This window comes from Asaia sp. W19 (genome assembly GCF_003994335.1).
Taxonomy (GTDB): Bacteria; Pseudomonadota; Alphaproteobacteria; order Acetobacterales; family Acetobacteraceae; genus Asaia.
The window spans coordinates 244,084-259,733 of the sequence record NZ_PNQZ01000019.1; the positions used below are offsets into that span (position 1 = coordinate 244,084).

At 60.4% G+C, this 15,650-nt stretch carries 17 protein-coding genes; 4 read left to right on the top strand and 13 right to left on the bottom strand.

The genetic code is table 11. The features are described 5' to 3' along the window. Positions 1–166: 166 nt before the first annotated feature. The 12 genes from rseP to rpoZ form a co-directional block, all read right to left on the bottom strand. Positions 167–1,252 (bottom strand): RIP metalloprotease RseP, encoded by a 1,086-nt coding sequence (rseP, locus tag C0V97_RS05330; RefSeq protein ID WP_127101401.1) that lies wholly within the window; start codon positions 1,250–1,252, stop codon positions 167–169. Next, positions 1,245–2,447: a 1-deoxy-D-xylulose-5-phosphate reductoisomerase gene (gene dxr, locus C0V97_RS05335; protein ID WP_127101402.1), complete on the bottom strand. Its 1,203-nt coding sequence runs from the start codon at positions 2,445–2,447 to the stop codon at positions 1,245–1,247. The genes rseP and dxr overlap by 8 nt, the downstream gene beginning before the upstream one ends. 38 nt (positions 2,448–2,485) lie before the next feature. Next, positions 2,486–3,343 carry a phosphatidate cytidylyltransferase gene (locus tag C0V97_RS05340; RefSeq protein WP_127101404.1) on the bottom strand — a complete coding sequence of 286 codons (858 nt, stop codon included), beginning with the start codon at positions 3,341–3,343 and terminating at the stop codon, positions 2,486–2,488. Beyond that, positions 3,340–4,068, bottom strand: a complete 729-nt coding sequence (gene uppS, locus C0V97_RS05345) for a polyprenyl diphosphate synthase (protein ID WP_127101541.1) — start codon at positions 4,066–4,068, stop codon at positions 3,340–3,342. The genes C0V97_RS05340 and uppS overlap by 4 nt, the downstream gene beginning before the upstream one ends. Positions 4,069–4,116: 48 nt before the next feature. Next, a complete protein-coding gene (gene frr / locus C0V97_RS05350) occupies positions 4,117–4,683 on the bottom strand; it encodes a ribosome recycling factor (protein ID WP_127101406.1) in 567 nt (188 codons plus the stop codon). 49 nt (positions 4,684–4,732) lie between these two features. Then, positions 4,733–5,461, bottom strand: a complete 729-nt coding sequence (pyrH, locus tag C0V97_RS05355; protein ID WP_127101408.1) for a UMP kinase — start codon at positions 5,459–5,461, stop codon at positions 4,733–4,735. A gap of 88 nt (positions 5,462–5,549) precedes the next feature. Then, entirely contained in the window at positions 5,550–6,440 is an 891-nt protein-coding gene (gene era, locus C0V97_RS05360) for a GTPase Era (RefSeq protein ID WP_127101410.1), read from the bottom strand. Beyond that, a complete protein-coding gene (gene rnc / locus C0V97_RS05365) occupies positions 6,437–7,186 on the bottom strand; it encodes a ribonuclease III (RefSeq protein ID WP_127101412.1) in 750 nt (249 codons plus the stop codon). The genes era and rnc overlap by 4 nt, the downstream gene beginning before the upstream one ends. Before the next feature lie 9 nt (positions 7,187–7,195). Beyond that, positions 7,196–7,990, bottom strand: coding sequence for a signal peptidase I (gene lepB, locus C0V97_RS05370; RefSeq protein WP_127101414.1), 795 nt, complete (start codon positions 7,988–7,990; stop codon positions 7,196–7,198). A gap of 126 nt (positions 7,991–8,116) precedes the next feature. Continuing rightward, the gene (gene acpS / locus C0V97_RS05375) at positions 8,117–8,515 is read right to left on the bottom strand and encodes a holo-ACP synthase (protein ID WP_127101416.1); all 399 of its coding nucleotides are present in this window, start codon (positions 8,513–8,515) and stop codon (positions 8,117–8,119) included. A gap of 8 nt (positions 8,516–8,523) precedes the next feature. Continuing rightward, entirely contained in the window at positions 8,524–10,779 is a 2,256-nt protein-coding gene (locus tag C0V97_RS05380) for a bifunctional (p)ppGpp synthetase/guanosine-3',5'-bis(diphosphate) 3'-pyrophosphohydrolase (RefSeq protein WP_127101418.1), read from the bottom strand. An 83-nt stretch (positions 10,780–10,862) separates the two neighbouring features. Further along, complete coding sequence (gene rpoZ, locus C0V97_RS05385) at positions 10,863–11,261, bottom strand: DNA-directed RNA polymerase subunit omega (protein WP_127101420.1); 399 nt, start codon at positions 11,259–11,261, stop codon at positions 10,863–10,865. A gap of 305 nt (positions 11,262–11,566) precedes the next feature. Between rpoZ and C0V97_RS05390 the strand changes: the two genes are divergently transcribed. From C0V97_RS05390 to C0V97_RS05400, 3 genes are all read left to right on the top strand, one after another. Next, positions 11,567–12,172 carry an NYN domain-containing protein gene (locus C0V97_RS05390; RefSeq protein ID WP_127101422.1) on the top strand — a complete coding sequence of 202 codons (606 nt, stop codon included), beginning with the start codon at positions 11,567–11,569 and terminating at the stop codon, positions 12,170–12,172. 335 nt (positions 12,173–12,507) lie between these two features. After that, positions 12,508–13,434 carry an NAD(P)-dependent oxidoreductase gene (locus tag C0V97_RS05395; RefSeq protein ID WP_255424158.1) on the top strand — a complete coding sequence of 309 codons (927 nt, stop codon included), beginning with the start codon at positions 12,508–12,510 and terminating at the stop codon, positions 13,432–13,434. Between the two features lie 110 nt (positions 13,435–13,544). Further along, on the top strand, positions 13,545–14,153 hold the full coding sequence (locus tag C0V97_RS05400; protein WP_127101426.1) for a superoxide dismutase: 609 nt from the start codon (positions 13,545–13,547) through the stop codon (positions 14,151–14,153). Positions 14,154–14,258: 105 nt separating this feature from the next. On the opposite strand, the gene yajC is transcribed toward C0V97_RS05400, so the two are convergent. After that, positions 14,259–14,573: a preprotein translocase subunit YajC gene (gene yajC / locus C0V97_RS05405; protein WP_127101428.1), complete on the bottom strand. Its 315-nt coding sequence runs from the start codon at positions 14,571–14,573 to the stop codon at positions 14,259–14,261. A 123-nt stretch (positions 14,574–14,696) separates the two neighbouring features. Here yajC and C0V97_RS05410 point away from each other — a divergent pair, with 123 nt between their 5' ends. Further along, a complete protein-coding gene (locus C0V97_RS05410) occupies positions 14,697–15,539 on the top strand; it encodes an ATP-binding protein (protein WP_127101430.1) in 843 nt (280 codons plus the stop codon). Positions 15,540–15,650: the final 111 nt, after the last annotated feature.

Below are 15,650 nucleotides of genomic sequence, written 5' to 3' on the forward strand. Positions count from 1 at the left end.
ACGTGAAGGTTTATTTCAGACAATTTAAATTTGCGCAACGAAGCCAGAGCCCCAGACTTCGCTCATACAGATCGGACGTATCCGACTTATGCCCCTCGAGGCAAGCGCCCCACCGTATGAAGTGTCGTAACACTCTGTGTCAAATAGTGGAGGGTGGAGCGTTTTCCTAGCGGAACAGACCGAGATTCGAGAGATCGTTGAAGGTCGAGAACAGGAACAGAGCCGCAATAATTGCGAAGCCCGCCTGATAGCTGACTTCCTGCACGCGACGTGACACCGGCTTTCCGCGCACGGCCTCGGCCACATAAAAAACCAGCCGCCCCCCGTCGAGCAGGGGAATCGGAAAAAGATTGATCAATCCCAGATTGATCGAGAGCAGCGCCATGAAAGAGAGGATGCTCGCAAGCCCGTAATGCGCCACCTGCCCCGAAAGCTGTGCGATACGGATCGTACCGCCCAGTTCCTTGGCGCTGCGGTGACCCGTGACGATCTGCCACACGCCCTGGAGCGTCTGGACGGACACGGCCCACGTCTCATGAAGACCGGCCGTCACAGCGTGACCGACGCTCATGGGCTTGCCTGGAACAAGTTCCGCCATGACGCCGATGCTGCCCGTATCCGCCGCACCCTTCCTGCCTGGCACGCGATCAAGCGTGATGGGCAGGTTCAGCGTCTGGGATCCGCGCTGAATGCCCAGCGTGGTCTGCTCGCCGGGCATCTTTACCGCATGGGCCTGGATATCGGCGAAATTGAATACCTCAAGCGTCCCGAGCCGGGTGATGATATCGCCCTTCTGCAAACCGGCACGCTCGGCGGCGCTGTGCGGCACGACCTGCGCGATCTCATTCTTCATCTCCGGCTTACCGACTGACACGTAGAGCACGGTGAAGAGCAGGATCGCAAAGATGAAGTTGAATACCGGCCCCATGACGATGACCAGCATTCGAGAGCCAACCGGCTTGTCATGAAAGGTCTGGCCAGAAACCCAGGAAGCCTTTTGCTCTGGGGTCGCGTCCTCGGGGTCTTCGAACCCGTGCGGCTTGACGTAGCCCCCCAGCGGGATGGCGGCAACGCGCCACTCCGTTCCGGTTCGGTCATGCCAGCGGTAAAGCGCCGGACCGAACCCTATGGAGAATGTATCAACCTTCACCCCGCGCCAGCGAGCCGCCAGGTAATGGCCCATCTCATGCACGAATACGAGCACGCCCAAGATGAGGGCGAAGGCAAGAATCGTCACTGCAAATTCATGCATGAAGTGTCTCCGCGCTGTTCTGGGAATTGCTGCGCTCACGCGCGACGAAAATCTCGGCGACGCGACGCGCCTCACCATCCCAGTGGAGGACATCATCCAGCGTATCGAGCGCAGGCGCTCCGAGCTTGTCCATGGCATAGGCGATCGTGTCGCCAATCCCGAGAAAGCCGATACGGCGGTTCAGGAAAGCCTCGACGGCAATTTCATTGGCAGCCGAGAAGATCGTGGGCGAGGCCGCACCGGCGCAAAGTGCCTCACGCGCGAGGCGGAGCGCGGGGAATCTCACCTCGTCCGGCGCCTCGAAATCCAGGCGCGCCAACGCGGCCAGATCAAGGCGCGGGGAATTGGTCTGCATGCGATCGGGCCAGGCCAGCGTGCTGGCAATCGGCACGCGCATGTCAGGCGCGCCCATCTGCGCGATGAGGCTGCCATCCCGGAACTGCACGAGACCATGAACAGCAGATTGCGGATGGATCAGCACGTCGATCTGATCATTCGTCAGGCCGAAAATTCGAGCCGCCTCGATCACTTCAAGACCCTTATTGGCCATAGAGGCCGAATCAATGGTAATCTTGGCACCCATGCTCCAGGTAGGATGCTTGAGCGCGTGCTCTGGCGTCGCCGCGCGCATGGTTTCTATAGAGGCGCAGCGGAAAGGGCCGCCCGAGGCCGTGAGAATGATCTTCTCGACGCTCTCGATGGGGCTTCCTGTCAGGCTCTGGAAGATCGCGTTATGTTCGGAATCTACGGGCAGTAGGGTCGCGCCAGCAGCGGCGACCTCGCGCAACATGACATCGCCCGCACTGACCAGCGCTTCCTTATTGGCCAAGGCAATCGACCGGCCATTGCGCGTGGCGGCCAGAGTCGGCTCCAATCCGGCGGCACCTGTGATGGCGGCCATGGTCCAGTCGGCCTCCATACCGGCCGCCTCGATCACCGCCTGACGCCCGCCGGCCACTCGAACATTGCTCCCGTGCAGGCGCGCCTTGAGTTCGCCCAGCAGCGTCTCATCGTTGATGACAGCGAGTTCAGCGCGCAGCGAGCGTGCCTGTTCGGCCAGAAGCGCGACGTTGCGGCCACCGACAAGCGCACGAACCTGGAATCGCGTCGGCTCGGCCAGCAGAAGATCGATCGTCGAGCAGCCGATACTGCCAGTGCTGCCGAGAACGGTAATGCTGCGGGGAGAGGAGGTCATGATCCCAGGATACTCCAGATCAACAAAAAAGAGTCGTGTTAGGAAAGAAAGAAGGGTCGCGTAAGCGCATGCGCGCAATCCACAAGCGATGCGGACCAGAACACACGGCCGGGAACAGCGAGAGAAATCAGAGCGGCGAGCGGCGCCGCAGCCAGGAGCCCGTCAAACCGATCGAGCAAACCACCATGCCCTGGTATGAGCCAACCGGAATCCTTGATCCCCACGCGACGTTTGGCAGCGCTTTCCGCCAGATCACCCGTCTGCGCAACGCATCCTAGTACCACGCCCCAGAAAGCGCCCAAAGTAAGCGCGCCATGCCCGGAGCCCCACGCCACGAACAAGCCAGCAAGGCCTGCAGCAATCAGCCCGCCGACCGCGCCCGAGCGCGTTTTGCCCGGCGAGATACTTGGCGCAAGTTTCGCTCCCCCGAAGATCCGTCCGGCAATATAGGCCCCGCTATCACTCGCGATCACTACGAGGATGACGAAAAGTACAGGCAACCAGTCCGCAGGCGGCTGCTCGCGCAGCCATAGCAGCGACAGACCGCCCATGCTTGCCACCGCAACGCAGAGCCATTGTGCACGCCCGAATATACCCGCCAACAGGGGAAGAGCGAGGGCAGCGCGCCATTCACCCTTCATCGCGGCCAGGAGGGAAATCACCGGCCAGACGAGCAACAGCCCCAGCCGCCAGCGGCCCGGTGCATTGCGGCTCCAGCTTAGCCCCGCCATGGGGATGCCCTCATAGACAAGACCGATGCTGACCAGCAGAACCATGACCCGATAGACCAACCCTCCGGCCAGTATACAGGCCAACGCGATCGGCACGATGACCGCAGCGGAAACGAGACGCAGCCTGAGGTCCGACCAGCGCGGATTGGGTGACTTGCTGGTCACAGGGCGCCATCCGGGTCAGGACGCTTGCCGAAGCGGCGCTCCCGCCCGGCATAATCGGCGATCAATGCCGCAAAATGGGACTCATCAAAATCGGGCCACAACACATCAACGAAAGCGAGTTCCGTATAGGCCGATTCCCAAAGCAGGAAATTGGACAGGCGCTGCTCGCCACTCGTCCGCACGATCAGATCAGGGTCAGGAAAAGCCGAAGTCTGCAACAGATCTCCGAACTCTTCCTCCGTCACTCTGGCAGGGTCGATTTCTCCACGCATCGCCGCCTCGGCCAGCCTTCTGGCTGCCATGACCATATCCTGTCGGGCACCATAGGACAGAGCGAGGATGAGCGTCATGCGCCCGTTCCGCGCCGTGAGGGTACGGGCCCGGTCGATCTCCGCACACAACCCGTCATCGAACCGCGTCAGATCGCCGATGAATTCGAGACGCACGTTCTGCTCGTGCAGTTCCGCAACCTTGTGGCGCAGATAAAAGCGCAGCAGGGAGGTGAGGTCGGCCACCTCTCCCGTGTTGCGCTTCCAGTTCTCTGAGGAAAAGGCATAGAGAGTCAGAAAGCGTATGCCCGTGCTCAGTGCCGCCTTGACGCAGCGACGCACCGCCTCGGCGCCGGCGCGATGCCCCATGACAACGGGCTTGCCCCGCGCCTTCGCCCAGCGCCCGTTGCCGTCCATGATCACAGCAACATGACGTGGCACGGCAGCAGGTGCCATTTCGACAACCGGACGGGAAGAGAGGCGTGAGGACGACACGGAGCCGGGTCAGACCTGCTTGATCTCGCGTTCCTTGTCCGCGAGCATGTCGTCAACCTTTTTGACATACTGGTCGGTGAGCTTCTGCACACCTTCGGACCAGACTTTCATATCATCCTGGCTGATCTCGCTCTTTTTTTCGTGCGTCTTGATCTGGTCCATGCCGTCACGGCGCACATTACGCACCGCGATCTTGCCGTTTTCAGCATAGCGACCGGCCGCACGTGCGAGCTCGTTGCGACGCTCTTCCGTTAACTGGGGAATTGGCACGCGCACGGTCTGGCCATCAGCCGCTGGATTGAGACCCAGGCCCGCGTCGCGAATAGCGCGCTCGACGGCACCCACGAGGCCGCGATCCCAGACGGATACGGTCAGCATCCGCGCCTCGGGAACCGCCACGGAACCGACCTGCGCGAGCGGCACCTCACTCCCATACGCCTCGACACGCACCGGCTCGAGCAGGTTCGGGCTGGCGCGGCCCGAGCGCAGGCCGGACAGGTCACGACGCAGGCTCTCGATGGCCCCGTCCATACGACGCGTCAGGTCTTCGAGCAGGTCATTCAGCTCAACTGGCATAGGTCTCTCCTTCACGAGGTCTCAGGGAGGATGATTGGAACTACCGCCATCAGGCGGCTTCGATGATCCGGGTAAAGCGACCTTCACCGCGCATGACGCTGGCAAAGGCGCCGGGTGCATGAATATTGAAAACGATGATCGGCAGACGGTTTTCACGCGCGAGGGAAATCGCGGTCGCATCCATCACGTTCAGATCGCGTGAGAGCACATCCATGTAGGACAACTCGTCATAACGCTCGGCGTCAGGCACGCGACGCGGATCGGCTGAATAGACGCCATCGACTTGCGTGCCCTTGAGCAGCACATCGCATTCCATCTCATTGGCGCGCAAAGCGGCGGCCGTGTCCGTGGTGAAGAACGGATTACCCGTACCGGCTGCAAAGATCACCACCCGCCCCTTTTCCATATGACGCACGGCACGCCGCCGGATATAGGGCTCAGCGATCGACGACATCTGGATGGCGGACATCACGCGCGTGTCGATCCCGGCGCGCTCCAGCGCATTCTGCATCATCAAAGCGTTGATGACGGTTGCGAGCATCCCCGCATAATCACCCTGGGCACGGTCCATGCCCTTGGCTGCGGCTGCAACGCCGCGGAAGATATTGCCGCCGCCGATCACCAGGCAAACCTGCACACCGCTCTGTGATACCGCAGCCACGTCGCTGGCGATCGCTTCGACCATCTGCGGCTCGATGCCGAAAGAGCCCTTGCCCATGAGGGCCTCGCCCGAAACCTTGAGTAGAACGCGCTTGTAGCGTGCAGGAGTTTCGGTCATCGCATCCTCTATTCACAGCGGCCCGGTCGAGCCCGAGTCAGAACCCGCGCCCCTCTTATAGGGCGCGGCCTGTCCCCACAAGAACTTCTCAGGCGTCGTCCAGCCCGATGGCGCGCAGTCTTGCTTTTTCCTCATCCCAGCCCGCACGCTCGCGCACGTTCAGAAAAAGATGGCAGGGACGCTCGAGCAGGCGTCCCAGATCGAGACGCGCACGTTCACCGATACTGCGAATCTTGCGCCCCCCCTCCCCGATCAGGATCGCCTTGTGCCCCGGCCGCGAGACATAAATGGTGGCGTCGATGCGTAAGGAGCCATCGGGGCGTTCCTTGAAGCTCTCGGTCTCGACGGTCGCCTGGTAGGGAATTTCCTCATGGGTCTGCATGAAGATCTGCTCGCGGACTAGTTCGGCGGCCAGCAGGCGATCAGGCAAATCTGTCAGATCATCCTCGGGGTAGAGATAAGGCCCTTCCGGCAATTCTGCCGCGAGATGATCGAGCAGATCCTCCACCCCGTCACCGGACCGAGCGCTGAGCATGAATACGTGCTCCACGGCGAGCTGCTCGGTAATGGCCTTGGTGAGCGGAAGAAGCTGCTGGGCGCTGACCAGATCCGTCTTGTTGAGCACCAGCCAGACGCGACGTTTCTGCTTCGCCAGCGTATCGATGACCGACTGCGCCTCTTCACGAATACCTGCCTTGGCGTCGATCAGGAGCAGCGAGATATCGGCATCCTGCGAACCGGTCCAGGCTGCAGCCACCATCGCGCGATCAAGCTTGCGACGCGGCTTGAAAATGCCCGGCGTGTCGACAAGCAGGATCTGTGTCGTCTGGCGCATGAGAATGCCGAGCACGCGAAAACGCGTCGTCTGTGCCTTCGGACTCACGATCGAGAGCTTGGCTCCCGTCATGCGATTGATCAGTGTGGATTTTCCGGCATTCGGCGCTCCTACAAGAGCGACGAAACCACAACGTGTCGTCATTTTTTATCCTTCGCGCCTTTTCGGCTGCGGTTCAATCGCCGGAGGAGAACGGTCGCCGCCTCGCTCTCGGCCTGGCGCTTGCTCCCTGCAACGCCCTCGCCTGTCTCACCCATAGCAGAAACCGCAACAGTAAAGCGCGGTGCATGTGACGGCCCATCCATGGACAGGGTTTCATAATCCGGCAGGGCCGAGCCACGCGCCAGAACAAATTCCTGAAGCGCCGTTTTCGGATCCTTGGGAGGGGTGATCTGCGAGACCAGCAGATCCTGCCATTTTTCTCTTACGAAACGCCGCGCGGGATCGAGCCCGCCATCCAGATAAAGCGCTCCCAGCAGCGCTTCCATCGCGTCGGCCTGAATATTGGCAAGACCCCTGATATTTGCCTGCTCCTCATGCTCTGCGATACGCAGCGCATGCTCGACACCGATGCTTTCCGCAATCGGCGCGAGCGCATTGCGCGACACCAACGAGGCGTGACGAGGTCCAAGCGCCCCCTCGGGCTCATTCGGGAACTGCTCGAGCAGCCATTCGGCCATGATCAATCCGAGCACGCGGTCGCCAATGAATTCGAGCCGTTCATTCGACGCCGTCTCAGCCGGACGCACCGCCCCACGCGGTGCGCGCCGTCCCTGACGGGAGGAGACCGCAGAACGATGGGTCAGGGCCTGACGCAACAGCGCCGTATCGGTGAAACGATGACCCAGCGCCTGCTGGATCGACTCCAAGGTCGATTCGTGAACGCTCATCGCGCCCTCTCAATGCATGGTCGCAAAGAGATGGCTCCAGCGGATCTCGAAAGGCCATTGCCAGAACTGCCAGAACGGATGAATGGCCTCGTAGGAGAAGAAGACGAAGCGTGCCTTGCCAACGAGATTGACCATGGGCACGTAGCCGAGATCCTGCCCGTTGTCGCGCTGGAAGCGGCTATCACCACTATTGTCGCGATTATCGCCCATGGCGAAGAAATATCCGTCTGGAACGACATATTCGCGCGTGTCGTTCTGCTCCCCTTCATCGGTCTGCTTCAGGATCTGATGGGTAACCGGCGCGGCACCCGCACTACCGGGCAGGGTTTCCAGATAGCGTATGCCGGTCTGGGGCATACGATTTTCATCCATGACCGAATAGGCACCCAGTGACTGGCGCGGTACCAGGGTGCCGTTCAGATAGAGCTCGCCTGCGCGCATCTGGATATGATCACCCGGAAGCCCGATGATGCGCTTGATGTAATCGATCGAGGTGTTTTGCGTGTATCGGAATACAGCAACATCACCACGATGGGGTGCCGTGTTCCAGATACGCCCCTCGAAGAGAGGCGGTGAAAACGGCATCGAGAAACGCGACCAGCCATAATCATACTTGGTCACGGCGATATAATCGCCCACCTGCAGGGTCGGAATCATTGACGCGCTCGGAATGTTGAACGGCTCGATGAAGACAGTGCGTATTGCGAGCAGAAACACAATCCAGATCAGTACGAAACGTATGATCTCCAGAGGGGTATCTTCTTTGCGCGTCGAGGACGTCGCCTCGGAGGTGTTTTCAGTCATAGTCGGTTCTTAGCGCAGGAATACTGGATTTGGCGACACTCAATCACGACGCCATGACGGAGAATCTGGCGAGGCGGGACGGACGCACAGGGCATGAGATGCAGGCAATCGGCATCCTGTGTCGTGTCAAAGCGACTGTATGATCACATAGGCCATTGCATAAGGCGGCTCGTCGCTCAGACTCAGCTGGATATCCGCTGCCTGACCCGGCAACGCCATGGCTGCGAGGCGCTCGGCAGCGAGCCCCGCAAGGATGAGCATGGGCTTGCCGAGCGCGTCGTTACGAACCTCGATATCGACAAGATGGATCCCGTCCCGGAACCCACAGCCGAGCGCCTTGACGCAGGCCTCTTTTGCCGCCCAGCGCTTGGCCAGGACACCGATCCGCCCCTCGCCAGTGCGGGTATTGGCGTAAGCAATCTCATGAGGACTGAAACTGCGCTCGAGAAACCGGTCACCCGAGCGTTCGACCGCACGCGCAATGCGACGCATGTCGCATAGATCCGTACCGATTCCTCTGATCACGCCGCCACTCAGTTCCGTGCGCGCTCGACCTGCATGACCCCCTGCGCCGAACGCAGGGCCGCGATCATGGCTGAGAGGTGACGTACGTCACGCACCTCGAGATCGACCAGGATTTCCATGAAATCAAGCTGACGATTGAGAATACGCAGGTTTACGACGCTGCCATTATGTTTTGAGGCCGTATTGGTGAGGGTGGTGAGCACCGCAGACTCATTCGCAGCGATGACACTGACACGCCCGATATGAGGCGCGCCCCGCTCGCCCTGCGCCAATGCCTCGTAATCCCAGTCAATTTCGAGGAAACGCTCCGGCGTGGAGGAGAAACCGCTCAGATTCTGGCAGCCACGCTGGTGGATGGTCACGCCCTTGCCCTGTGCGATGATACCCACGATCGGGTCACCGGGCAGCGGGTGACAGCACCCGGCAAAGTGGGTCGCGATGCCTGAACCGATCCCGTTGATGATCGAGCCGCTTTTGGCACCATAGCGCGGTGCAGCGCCCAGGCCACCCCCAAGGCGCCCGGAAAGCCCCGGCACCATACGGGGCGCACGATGGCTCTGACGGAGCTCGGGATAGGCCGCATTGACCACATCCTTCGGGCCAAGCTGACCATTGCCCACAGCCACATAAAGATCGTCGATGCTCGCCTGACGCAGGTCGCGCAGCAAGGTCTCGAGTATTTTTTCGCTGCCATCGACACCCTCCTGACGGAAAGCCTTGGCGAGCGCCGTGCGTCCGGTATCAAGATTGACCTGGCGCTGCTGCAACGCCACGTGCCGCCGGATACGCGCCCGCGCCTTGCCCGTGACGACGAAACGCTCCCATGACGCAGAGGGCGTACCTCCACGTGCCGTCATGATCTCGACCTGATCACCGTTCTGCAGCTCATGGCGCAGAGGCATCAGTCGGCCGTTGATCTTGGCCCCGACGCAGGAATCGCCCACCTGACTATGCACAGCATAGGCAAAATCAACGGGTGTCGCCCTGCGCGGCAAAGAGATGAGCTGCCCCTTCGGGGTGAAGCAGAAGACCTGGTCCTGATAAAGCTCGAGCTTCGTGTTTTCGAGGAATTCGTCAGGCGCCTCGGAGTCTTCGAGAATCTCGAGCAGATCCTGAACCCAGCGCAGCTTGTTCAGCCCAAGCGCGGCAACTTCCGTATTCGACGCCTGCGCTTCGTCACGCTCCTTATACGCCCAGTGAGCCGCCACGCCGTTCTCGGCGAAGTCGTGCATGTCGGCTGTGCGTATCTGAATTTCGATCTTCTGGTTTCGGGGCTGACGCAGCGTCACACCCGTATGCAGACTCTGATACCCGTTGGCCTTGGGCGTCGAAATATAGTCCTTGAAGCGCCCGGCGATCATGGGATAGGCGCCGTGGATGGCCCCGAGCGCCGCGTAACAGGCATCCCGGCTCGGCACGATCACTCGGAATGCCATGATGTCAGAGAGCTGCTCGAAAGCGACATTGCGCTTTTGCATCTTGGCCCAGATCGAAAAGGGCGACTTCTCGCGCCCGGTCACGTCAACCTGCGGCAGACCGACCTCGGCGCAGAGCTCCTTCAATTCGCGCCGGATCTGCTCGATGATATCCGCGCCATGCCCACGCAGGAAGTTCAGGCGCGCCCGGATCGTGGCGTCGGCCTCAGGCTCAAGCTGCTCGAAGGAGAGATTCTGCAGCTCCGTCTTGACACGATCCATGCCGATACGCTCGGCAAGCGGCGCATAGATATCCATGGTTTCGCGCGCAATGCGCAGGCGACGGTCCTGGCGCTGCACATAATGCAGGGTGCGCATGTTGTGCAGGCGATCAGCCAGCTTGACGATCAGCACGCGGATGTCGCGCGACATCGCCAGGACCAGCTTGCGGAAATTCTCCGCCTGCTTGGTCCGGTCGGACTGAAGTTCCAGACGAGTCAGCTTCGTCACCCCATCGACCAGACTGGCTACCGTCTCACCGAAGCGGTCCTTCAGAAACGCCGGGGTAATTCCCGTATCCTCGACAGTGTCGTGCAGCAGCCCCACCATGATGGAGGGCACATCCATACGAAAGCCTGCCAGAATATTCGCGACCGCTATGGGGTGGATGATATAGGGCTCGCCGTTGTCACGCTTTTGCTCGCGATGCGCCTTTTCGGCGACGGCGTAAGCCTCTTCGATGCGGGTAAGATCGGCTGACGGATCATAACTCGCGATCCGCCTCAGCAACCCGCTGATCGACGGCATTGACGCCGCCATTTCGGCACCGGGAAGAAGCACGTCAGACATACAAACTTCTCTCCCGATAATGCCAGATAAATCAGAATTTCAACATGAGAGGCCCGGATTCATTCTCCGGCCCCCATCATGGATCAACGGCGGCCACGCCCCCCGAATTCCGCCTCGAACGATGCCTCGAGCTCGGCCGGCGACATGGTTTCGGCCATATGAGCATGCTCTTCCTCAGAAGACACATCCTGAAGACCGAAAATGTTCTGATCGGTCGGAATCAGATCCATCACTTCCTCATCTACGGGCTCGGGTTCCGGGGCGCGGGCCAGGGAGCGCACGATACCGTCCTTCAGCGCGCCGAGATTGACCTTCTCGTCTGCGATCTCACGCAAGGCGACAACGGGATTCTTGTCGTTGTCGCGGTCGATCGTCATCTCCTCGCCACGCGAAAGACCACGGGCGCGCTGCGCTGCAAGAAGAACCAGCTCGAAGCGGTTGGGGACCTTCTCGATGCAGTCTTCAACGGTTACACGTGCCATTACCTCATCCCACCCAATTGCGCAGATCTATGTGAATTCTCCTTGTTAGCATAGCGGCTCCCACCGAGCAAACAAGGAACATGGATGAGGAACCAGACCCTGCCTGTGGCGGCGCCATCACAGAACTCCCTTTCTTGACCGACAGGGTACAGATTAGCGCAACACTATATTGATTAATTTCGAGGCTTATATATTTCCTCACTCTGCAAAATGTTAATATAGCGTATATTATGGGAGGAGCGCGGAGCACGCCTGTACCGCGCCCTCAACTGCAGTGTGTTGCAAAACTACCAATCGGATACGATATGTTTGAGAAAAGCGACAGAACTGCTGTCTTCATAGATGGGTCTAGCCTGTATTACACCGCGAAATCGGTTGGCTTTGAGGTAGACTACCGAAGGCTTCTGAAATACTTTCGAACTAATACGAACCTATTGCGCGCTTATTATTATGCCGCAATACCTGAGACGGAAGAATACTCTCCTCTGAAGCCCCTGACTGACTGGCTGGCTTACAACGGATACAGACTCGTGAGCAAAGCGGCTCGCGAGTTCACCGACCACTCGGGGCGCAGGCGGCTGAAGGGTAATATGGATGTCGAACTCGCCGTCGACCTCATGGAGCTCGCCGAGCATATCGATCATGCTGTGATCTTCAGCGGCGACTCCGACCTTCGTCGCGCCGTCGAGGCCATCCAGCGACGTGGCGTGCGTGTGACGGCGGTTTCATCTCTTCGCGCTTCACCAGCTCTGATTGGTGATGATCTCAGGCGTCAGGTCGATCATTTCGTGGAACTGGGAGAAATCGCTGCGGAGTTCACACGACGTCAATCAGATGCGCCTTCAAGAAGCCGCTCCAATCCGATCCGCCATCCCGCCGATGTCGATCTCGACGGGGATGACGATATCTGACATCGTCCCCCGCCAGGGGCAGGTCGGGCGCAAACACATCAATTTCGCTCCCGACCATCGCGCCCGCTCCTTCCCTGGCCACAAAGCGGCTGTCGTAACCGCCCCGCACTCCGCATCCAGCGCCCTACTCCGGGCAAACCATCGGGCTGTCGGTCGCTTCCAATCGCCCTGTCATCCCCCGACACTGACGCTTTTATGCGCGCTATCGCTGGGCCGCGCCCTTGTCATGGATTGACACAAATCGAGCGCACGCTGCAGAACCACGGCTGTCAGGTGCGACACTCGACCTCGGGCGCAGCGCAACCGATGCCCGCTGCTCGCATTTAGATCGCATCTTGCGAAGACAATGGGAGCGAAGATCGATGACACCCCAGGAAAACGAGACAATCGGTTTTGTCGGCTATGGCGCCATGGGTGCGCTGATGGGTGCTAATTTGCGCAACGCAGGCTACCGAGTTCAGGCCTACACACCCTCCGGTCGCCAACAGGACGCCCAGACCCCGGTCATCCAGTCCGCCGCCGAACTGGCCAGAACGTCTGACATCCTCATCCTTTGTGTGCCCAATGATTCAGCGGTCTTCGCGTCCGCCGAGGGGGAGAAGGGATTTCTGAGCGGGCTGCGCCCCGATACGCTGATACTCAATACCAGCACAATCTCGCCGGAGGCGACCGGACGTCTGGCCGGCCTCGTCCGTCATCATGGCGGCCGTTTCGTCGATGCCCCCATGTCAGGCAGCACGCCCGAGGCCGAAAAAGGCGAGCTGGTAATGCTTGTCGGCGCGTCGCATGACGACCTCGAGGCGGCGCGTCCCGTGCTGAGCGCCATCGGGAAACTGACCATTCATGCAGGAGACGTCGGGGCCGGGACACGGCTTAAACTGGTGATCAACGGGATCATGGGGGCAACGCTCAACGTGATCGCCGAGGCGGTAGGCTATGGCCTGTCAAGTGGGCTGGACCGGACCATGCTCTACCAGGCACTCGGTCAGGTCGCCGTGATTTCGCCCCACCACAAACGCAAGCTCGGCTGCGCCGAACATGGCGATTTCGCGCCACAATTCCCGACGCGCCTCATGTCCAAGGATATGGGCCTGCTCGTTTCGGCAGCGCGCAGTACCCATAGTTTCTGCCCGTCGATTGCGATTGCCGATCAGGCATTGGCCCTGTCGAGCAAGCGCCATCCCAATGATGATTATTCCGCCCTGTTCGGCGCGATCGAGAAGAGCGTCGTGCAACAGCGAGAGCCTGCCAACGAGGCGTGATCATCCTTTCCGTTACGGCGGGTTGACGAAACCTGCCCGGCACCATAGCTGCCTTGGGTGACCAAGCAGCCCCGCTTTGTCCCCACCATGTTTGTCCAGGAGACGTGATCATGGCTTTCGAACTGCCGTCCCTCCCCTATCAGTCCAGCGCCCTTGCCGCCTCCGGCATGTGCCAGGAAACCCTTGAGCTGCATCACGGCAAGCATCATCAGGCTTATGTGACGGCGCTGAATGGCTTTGTCGAAGCCAAGCCGGAACTCCAGGGCAAGAGCCTTGAAGACATCATCCTTGCCGTGAAGGGTGACGCGGCCTCGGCTCCGGTCTTCAACAATGCGGGCCAGCACTGGAACCATATCCTGTTCTGGAAGAACCTCTCTCCGACCGGTGGCCAGGTCCCTTTGAAGCTGGCAGCCAAGATCGAGTCAGATCTGGGTGGCCTCGACGCATTCAAGGCGGCCTTCAAACAGGCCGCGATTTCGCAGTTCGGCTCCGGCTGGGCCTGGCTCGTTCTGGGATCCGACGGCAAGCTCGCCGTGACCAAGACGGCCAATGGCTCGAACCCGCTGGCCGAAGGCCAGGGCCGCGCCCTGCTGGGTCTGGACGTGTGGGAGCACGCCTATTACCTGGACTTCCGCAATCGTCGTCCGGACTACATCACGAACTACCTCGATAAGCTCGCCAATTACGAGTTTGCCGAAGCAGAGCTGCTTTCCGCCTGATCGCCAGCTATCGCGCCGCGCGCCTGGCCCGGCGTGGCCACAGCGCATGAAAAAGGCCGGCCCCAAACGGGAGCCGGCCTTTTTTACGCGCCCGGAGGTCGCGCCTTATTTGGCAGCCTTGCCGCCATCATTGGCTGGCTTCGCCGTGCTGGTGAGAACCTGCGACACGTTCTCGCGCATAAGCTGGATCTTCACGCCGGGAGCGATCTCGACTTCGATCTCCTTGCTGCCGTCGCGCGCAAGCTGAACAACGCCAACGATACCGCCACTGGTCACAATACGATCACCGCGACGCAGGGCACTGAGCTGCGCCTTGAGCTCCTTCTGGCGCGCCTGCTGCGGACGAATGAGCACGAAATAGAAAACGACGAACACGAGGATCATCGGGAGGAATGAGATAATCCCGCTGTTGGCGAGCATGCGTTTCTTCCATATGTCGAAGGATCAGGGACCGGACGCGCCCGAAAGCCTGCCGGAATGGCCCCGGACCATAATTGGTCGCGCCCGCACGTCAAGCACAGCCACGGAGCAAGGGACAAATCCATGGACGCTACTTTTCTCGAAAAACTCGATCGTATTGTCTGCGCCCTCGAGCGCCTTGCTCCCGCTCCGGCCATCCCGGCCAGCCTGGAGAGCCATGACGCATTTCTCTGGCAGGGTGCCTCGGCAAGCCTGCGCGGCGTTGAAAAGGTACAAGGGGTCAACCTGTCCCTGTTGCGTGGTATCGATCGCCAAGCGCGTCTCGTGCTCGAAAATACGCGTCATTTCGCTGCTGGCCGCAGCGGTAACAATGTCATGCTGTGGGGCGCGCGGGGCATGGGAAAGTCTTCGCTGGTCAAGGCCTGCTTTGCCGAGGCCAATCGCGCCCACCCCCACGCGCTGGTTCTGATCGAGATCCAGCGCGACGATCTGTCCACGCTTCCGCGCCTTCTGGACATGCTGCGCGCGCAGCCCCGGCGCTGCATCGTGTTCTGCGACGATCTCTCATTCGAGACCCAGGATACCGATTACAAATCGCTCAAATCCGTCCTCGATGGCGGCATCATGGGGCGCCCCGAAAATGTCCTGTTCTACGCCACCTCGAACCGCCGCCATCTCATGCCGCGCGACATGATGGAGAATGAGAGCGGCAGTGCCATCAATCCCCAGGAAGCGGTGGAGGAGAAAGTTTCCCTCTCCGACCGTTTCGGGCTCTGGATCGGCGTCCATGGCTGCAATCAGGAAACCTACCTTGCCATCGTCGATGGTTACGCCGCCGACCACAGGCTCGATATCCCCAGAGAGAGCCTACACCGTCACGCGCTGGAATGGGCCATGGAGCGCGGCGGACGCTCCGGACGCGTCGCTGCCCAGTTCATCGATCATCTGAGCGCAACGCTGGCCTGACAGCATCAACCGCAAATAAAAACCGGACTGGCACAGCGCCAGCCCGGTTGGAAAGTGAGAAAGTCAACGGTGACACCTACAGGACGGATCTGTCGATCCCGTGGGGCTGCC

Coding starts and splice junctions, on each gene's coding strand:
- rseP (WP_127101401.1), bottom strand. CDS start 1,252: ATGCATGAATTTGCAGTGACGATTCTTGCCTTCGCCCTCATCTTGGGC.
- dxr (WP_127101402.1), bottom strand. CDS start 2,447: ATGACCTCCTCTCCCCGCAGCATTACCGTTCTCGGCAGCACTGGCAGT.
- uppS (WP_127101541.1), bottom strand. CDS start 4,068: ATGGCACCTGCTGCCGTGCCACGTCATGTTGCTGTGATCATGGACGGC.
- frr (WP_127101406.1), bottom strand. CDS start 4,683: ATGCCAGTTGAGCTGAATGACCTGCTCGAAGACCTGACGCGTCGTATG.
- pyrH (WP_127101408.1), bottom strand. CDS start 5,461: ATGACCGAAACTCCTGCACGCTACAAGCGCGTTCTACTCAAGGTTTCG.
- era (WP_127101410.1), bottom strand. CDS start 6,440: ATGACGACACGTTGTGGTTTCGTCGCTCTTGTAGGAGCGCCGAATGCC.
- rnc (WP_127101412.1), bottom strand. CDS start 7,186: ATGAGCGTTCACGAATCGACCTTGGAGTCGATCCAGCAGGCGCTGGGT.
- lepB (WP_127101414.1), bottom strand. CDS start 7,990: ATGACTGAAAACACCTCCGAGGCGACGTCCTCGACGCGCAAAGAAGAT.
- C0V97_RS05380 (WP_127101418.1), bottom strand. CDS start 10,779: ATGTCTGACGTGCTTCTTCCCGGTGCCGAAATGGCGGCGTCAATGCCG.
- rpoZ (WP_127101420.1), bottom strand. CDS start 11,261: ATGGCACGTGTAACCGTTGAAGACTGCATCGAGAAGGTCCCCAACCGC.
- C0V97_RS05390 (WP_127101422.1), top strand. CDS start 11,567: ATGTTTGAGAAAAGCGACAGAACTGCTGTCTTCATAGATGGGTCTAGC.
- C0V97_RS05400 (WP_127101426.1), top strand. CDS start 13,545: ATGGCTTTCGAACTGCCGTCCCTCCCCTATCAGTCCAGCGCCCTTGCC.
- yajC (WP_127101428.1), bottom strand. CDS start 14,573: ATGCTCGCCAACAGCGGGATTATCTCATTCCTCCCGATGATCCTCGTG.
- C0V97_RS05410 (WP_127101430.1), top strand. CDS start 14,697: ATGGACGCTACTTTTCTCGAAAAACTCGATCGTATTGTCTGCGCCCTC.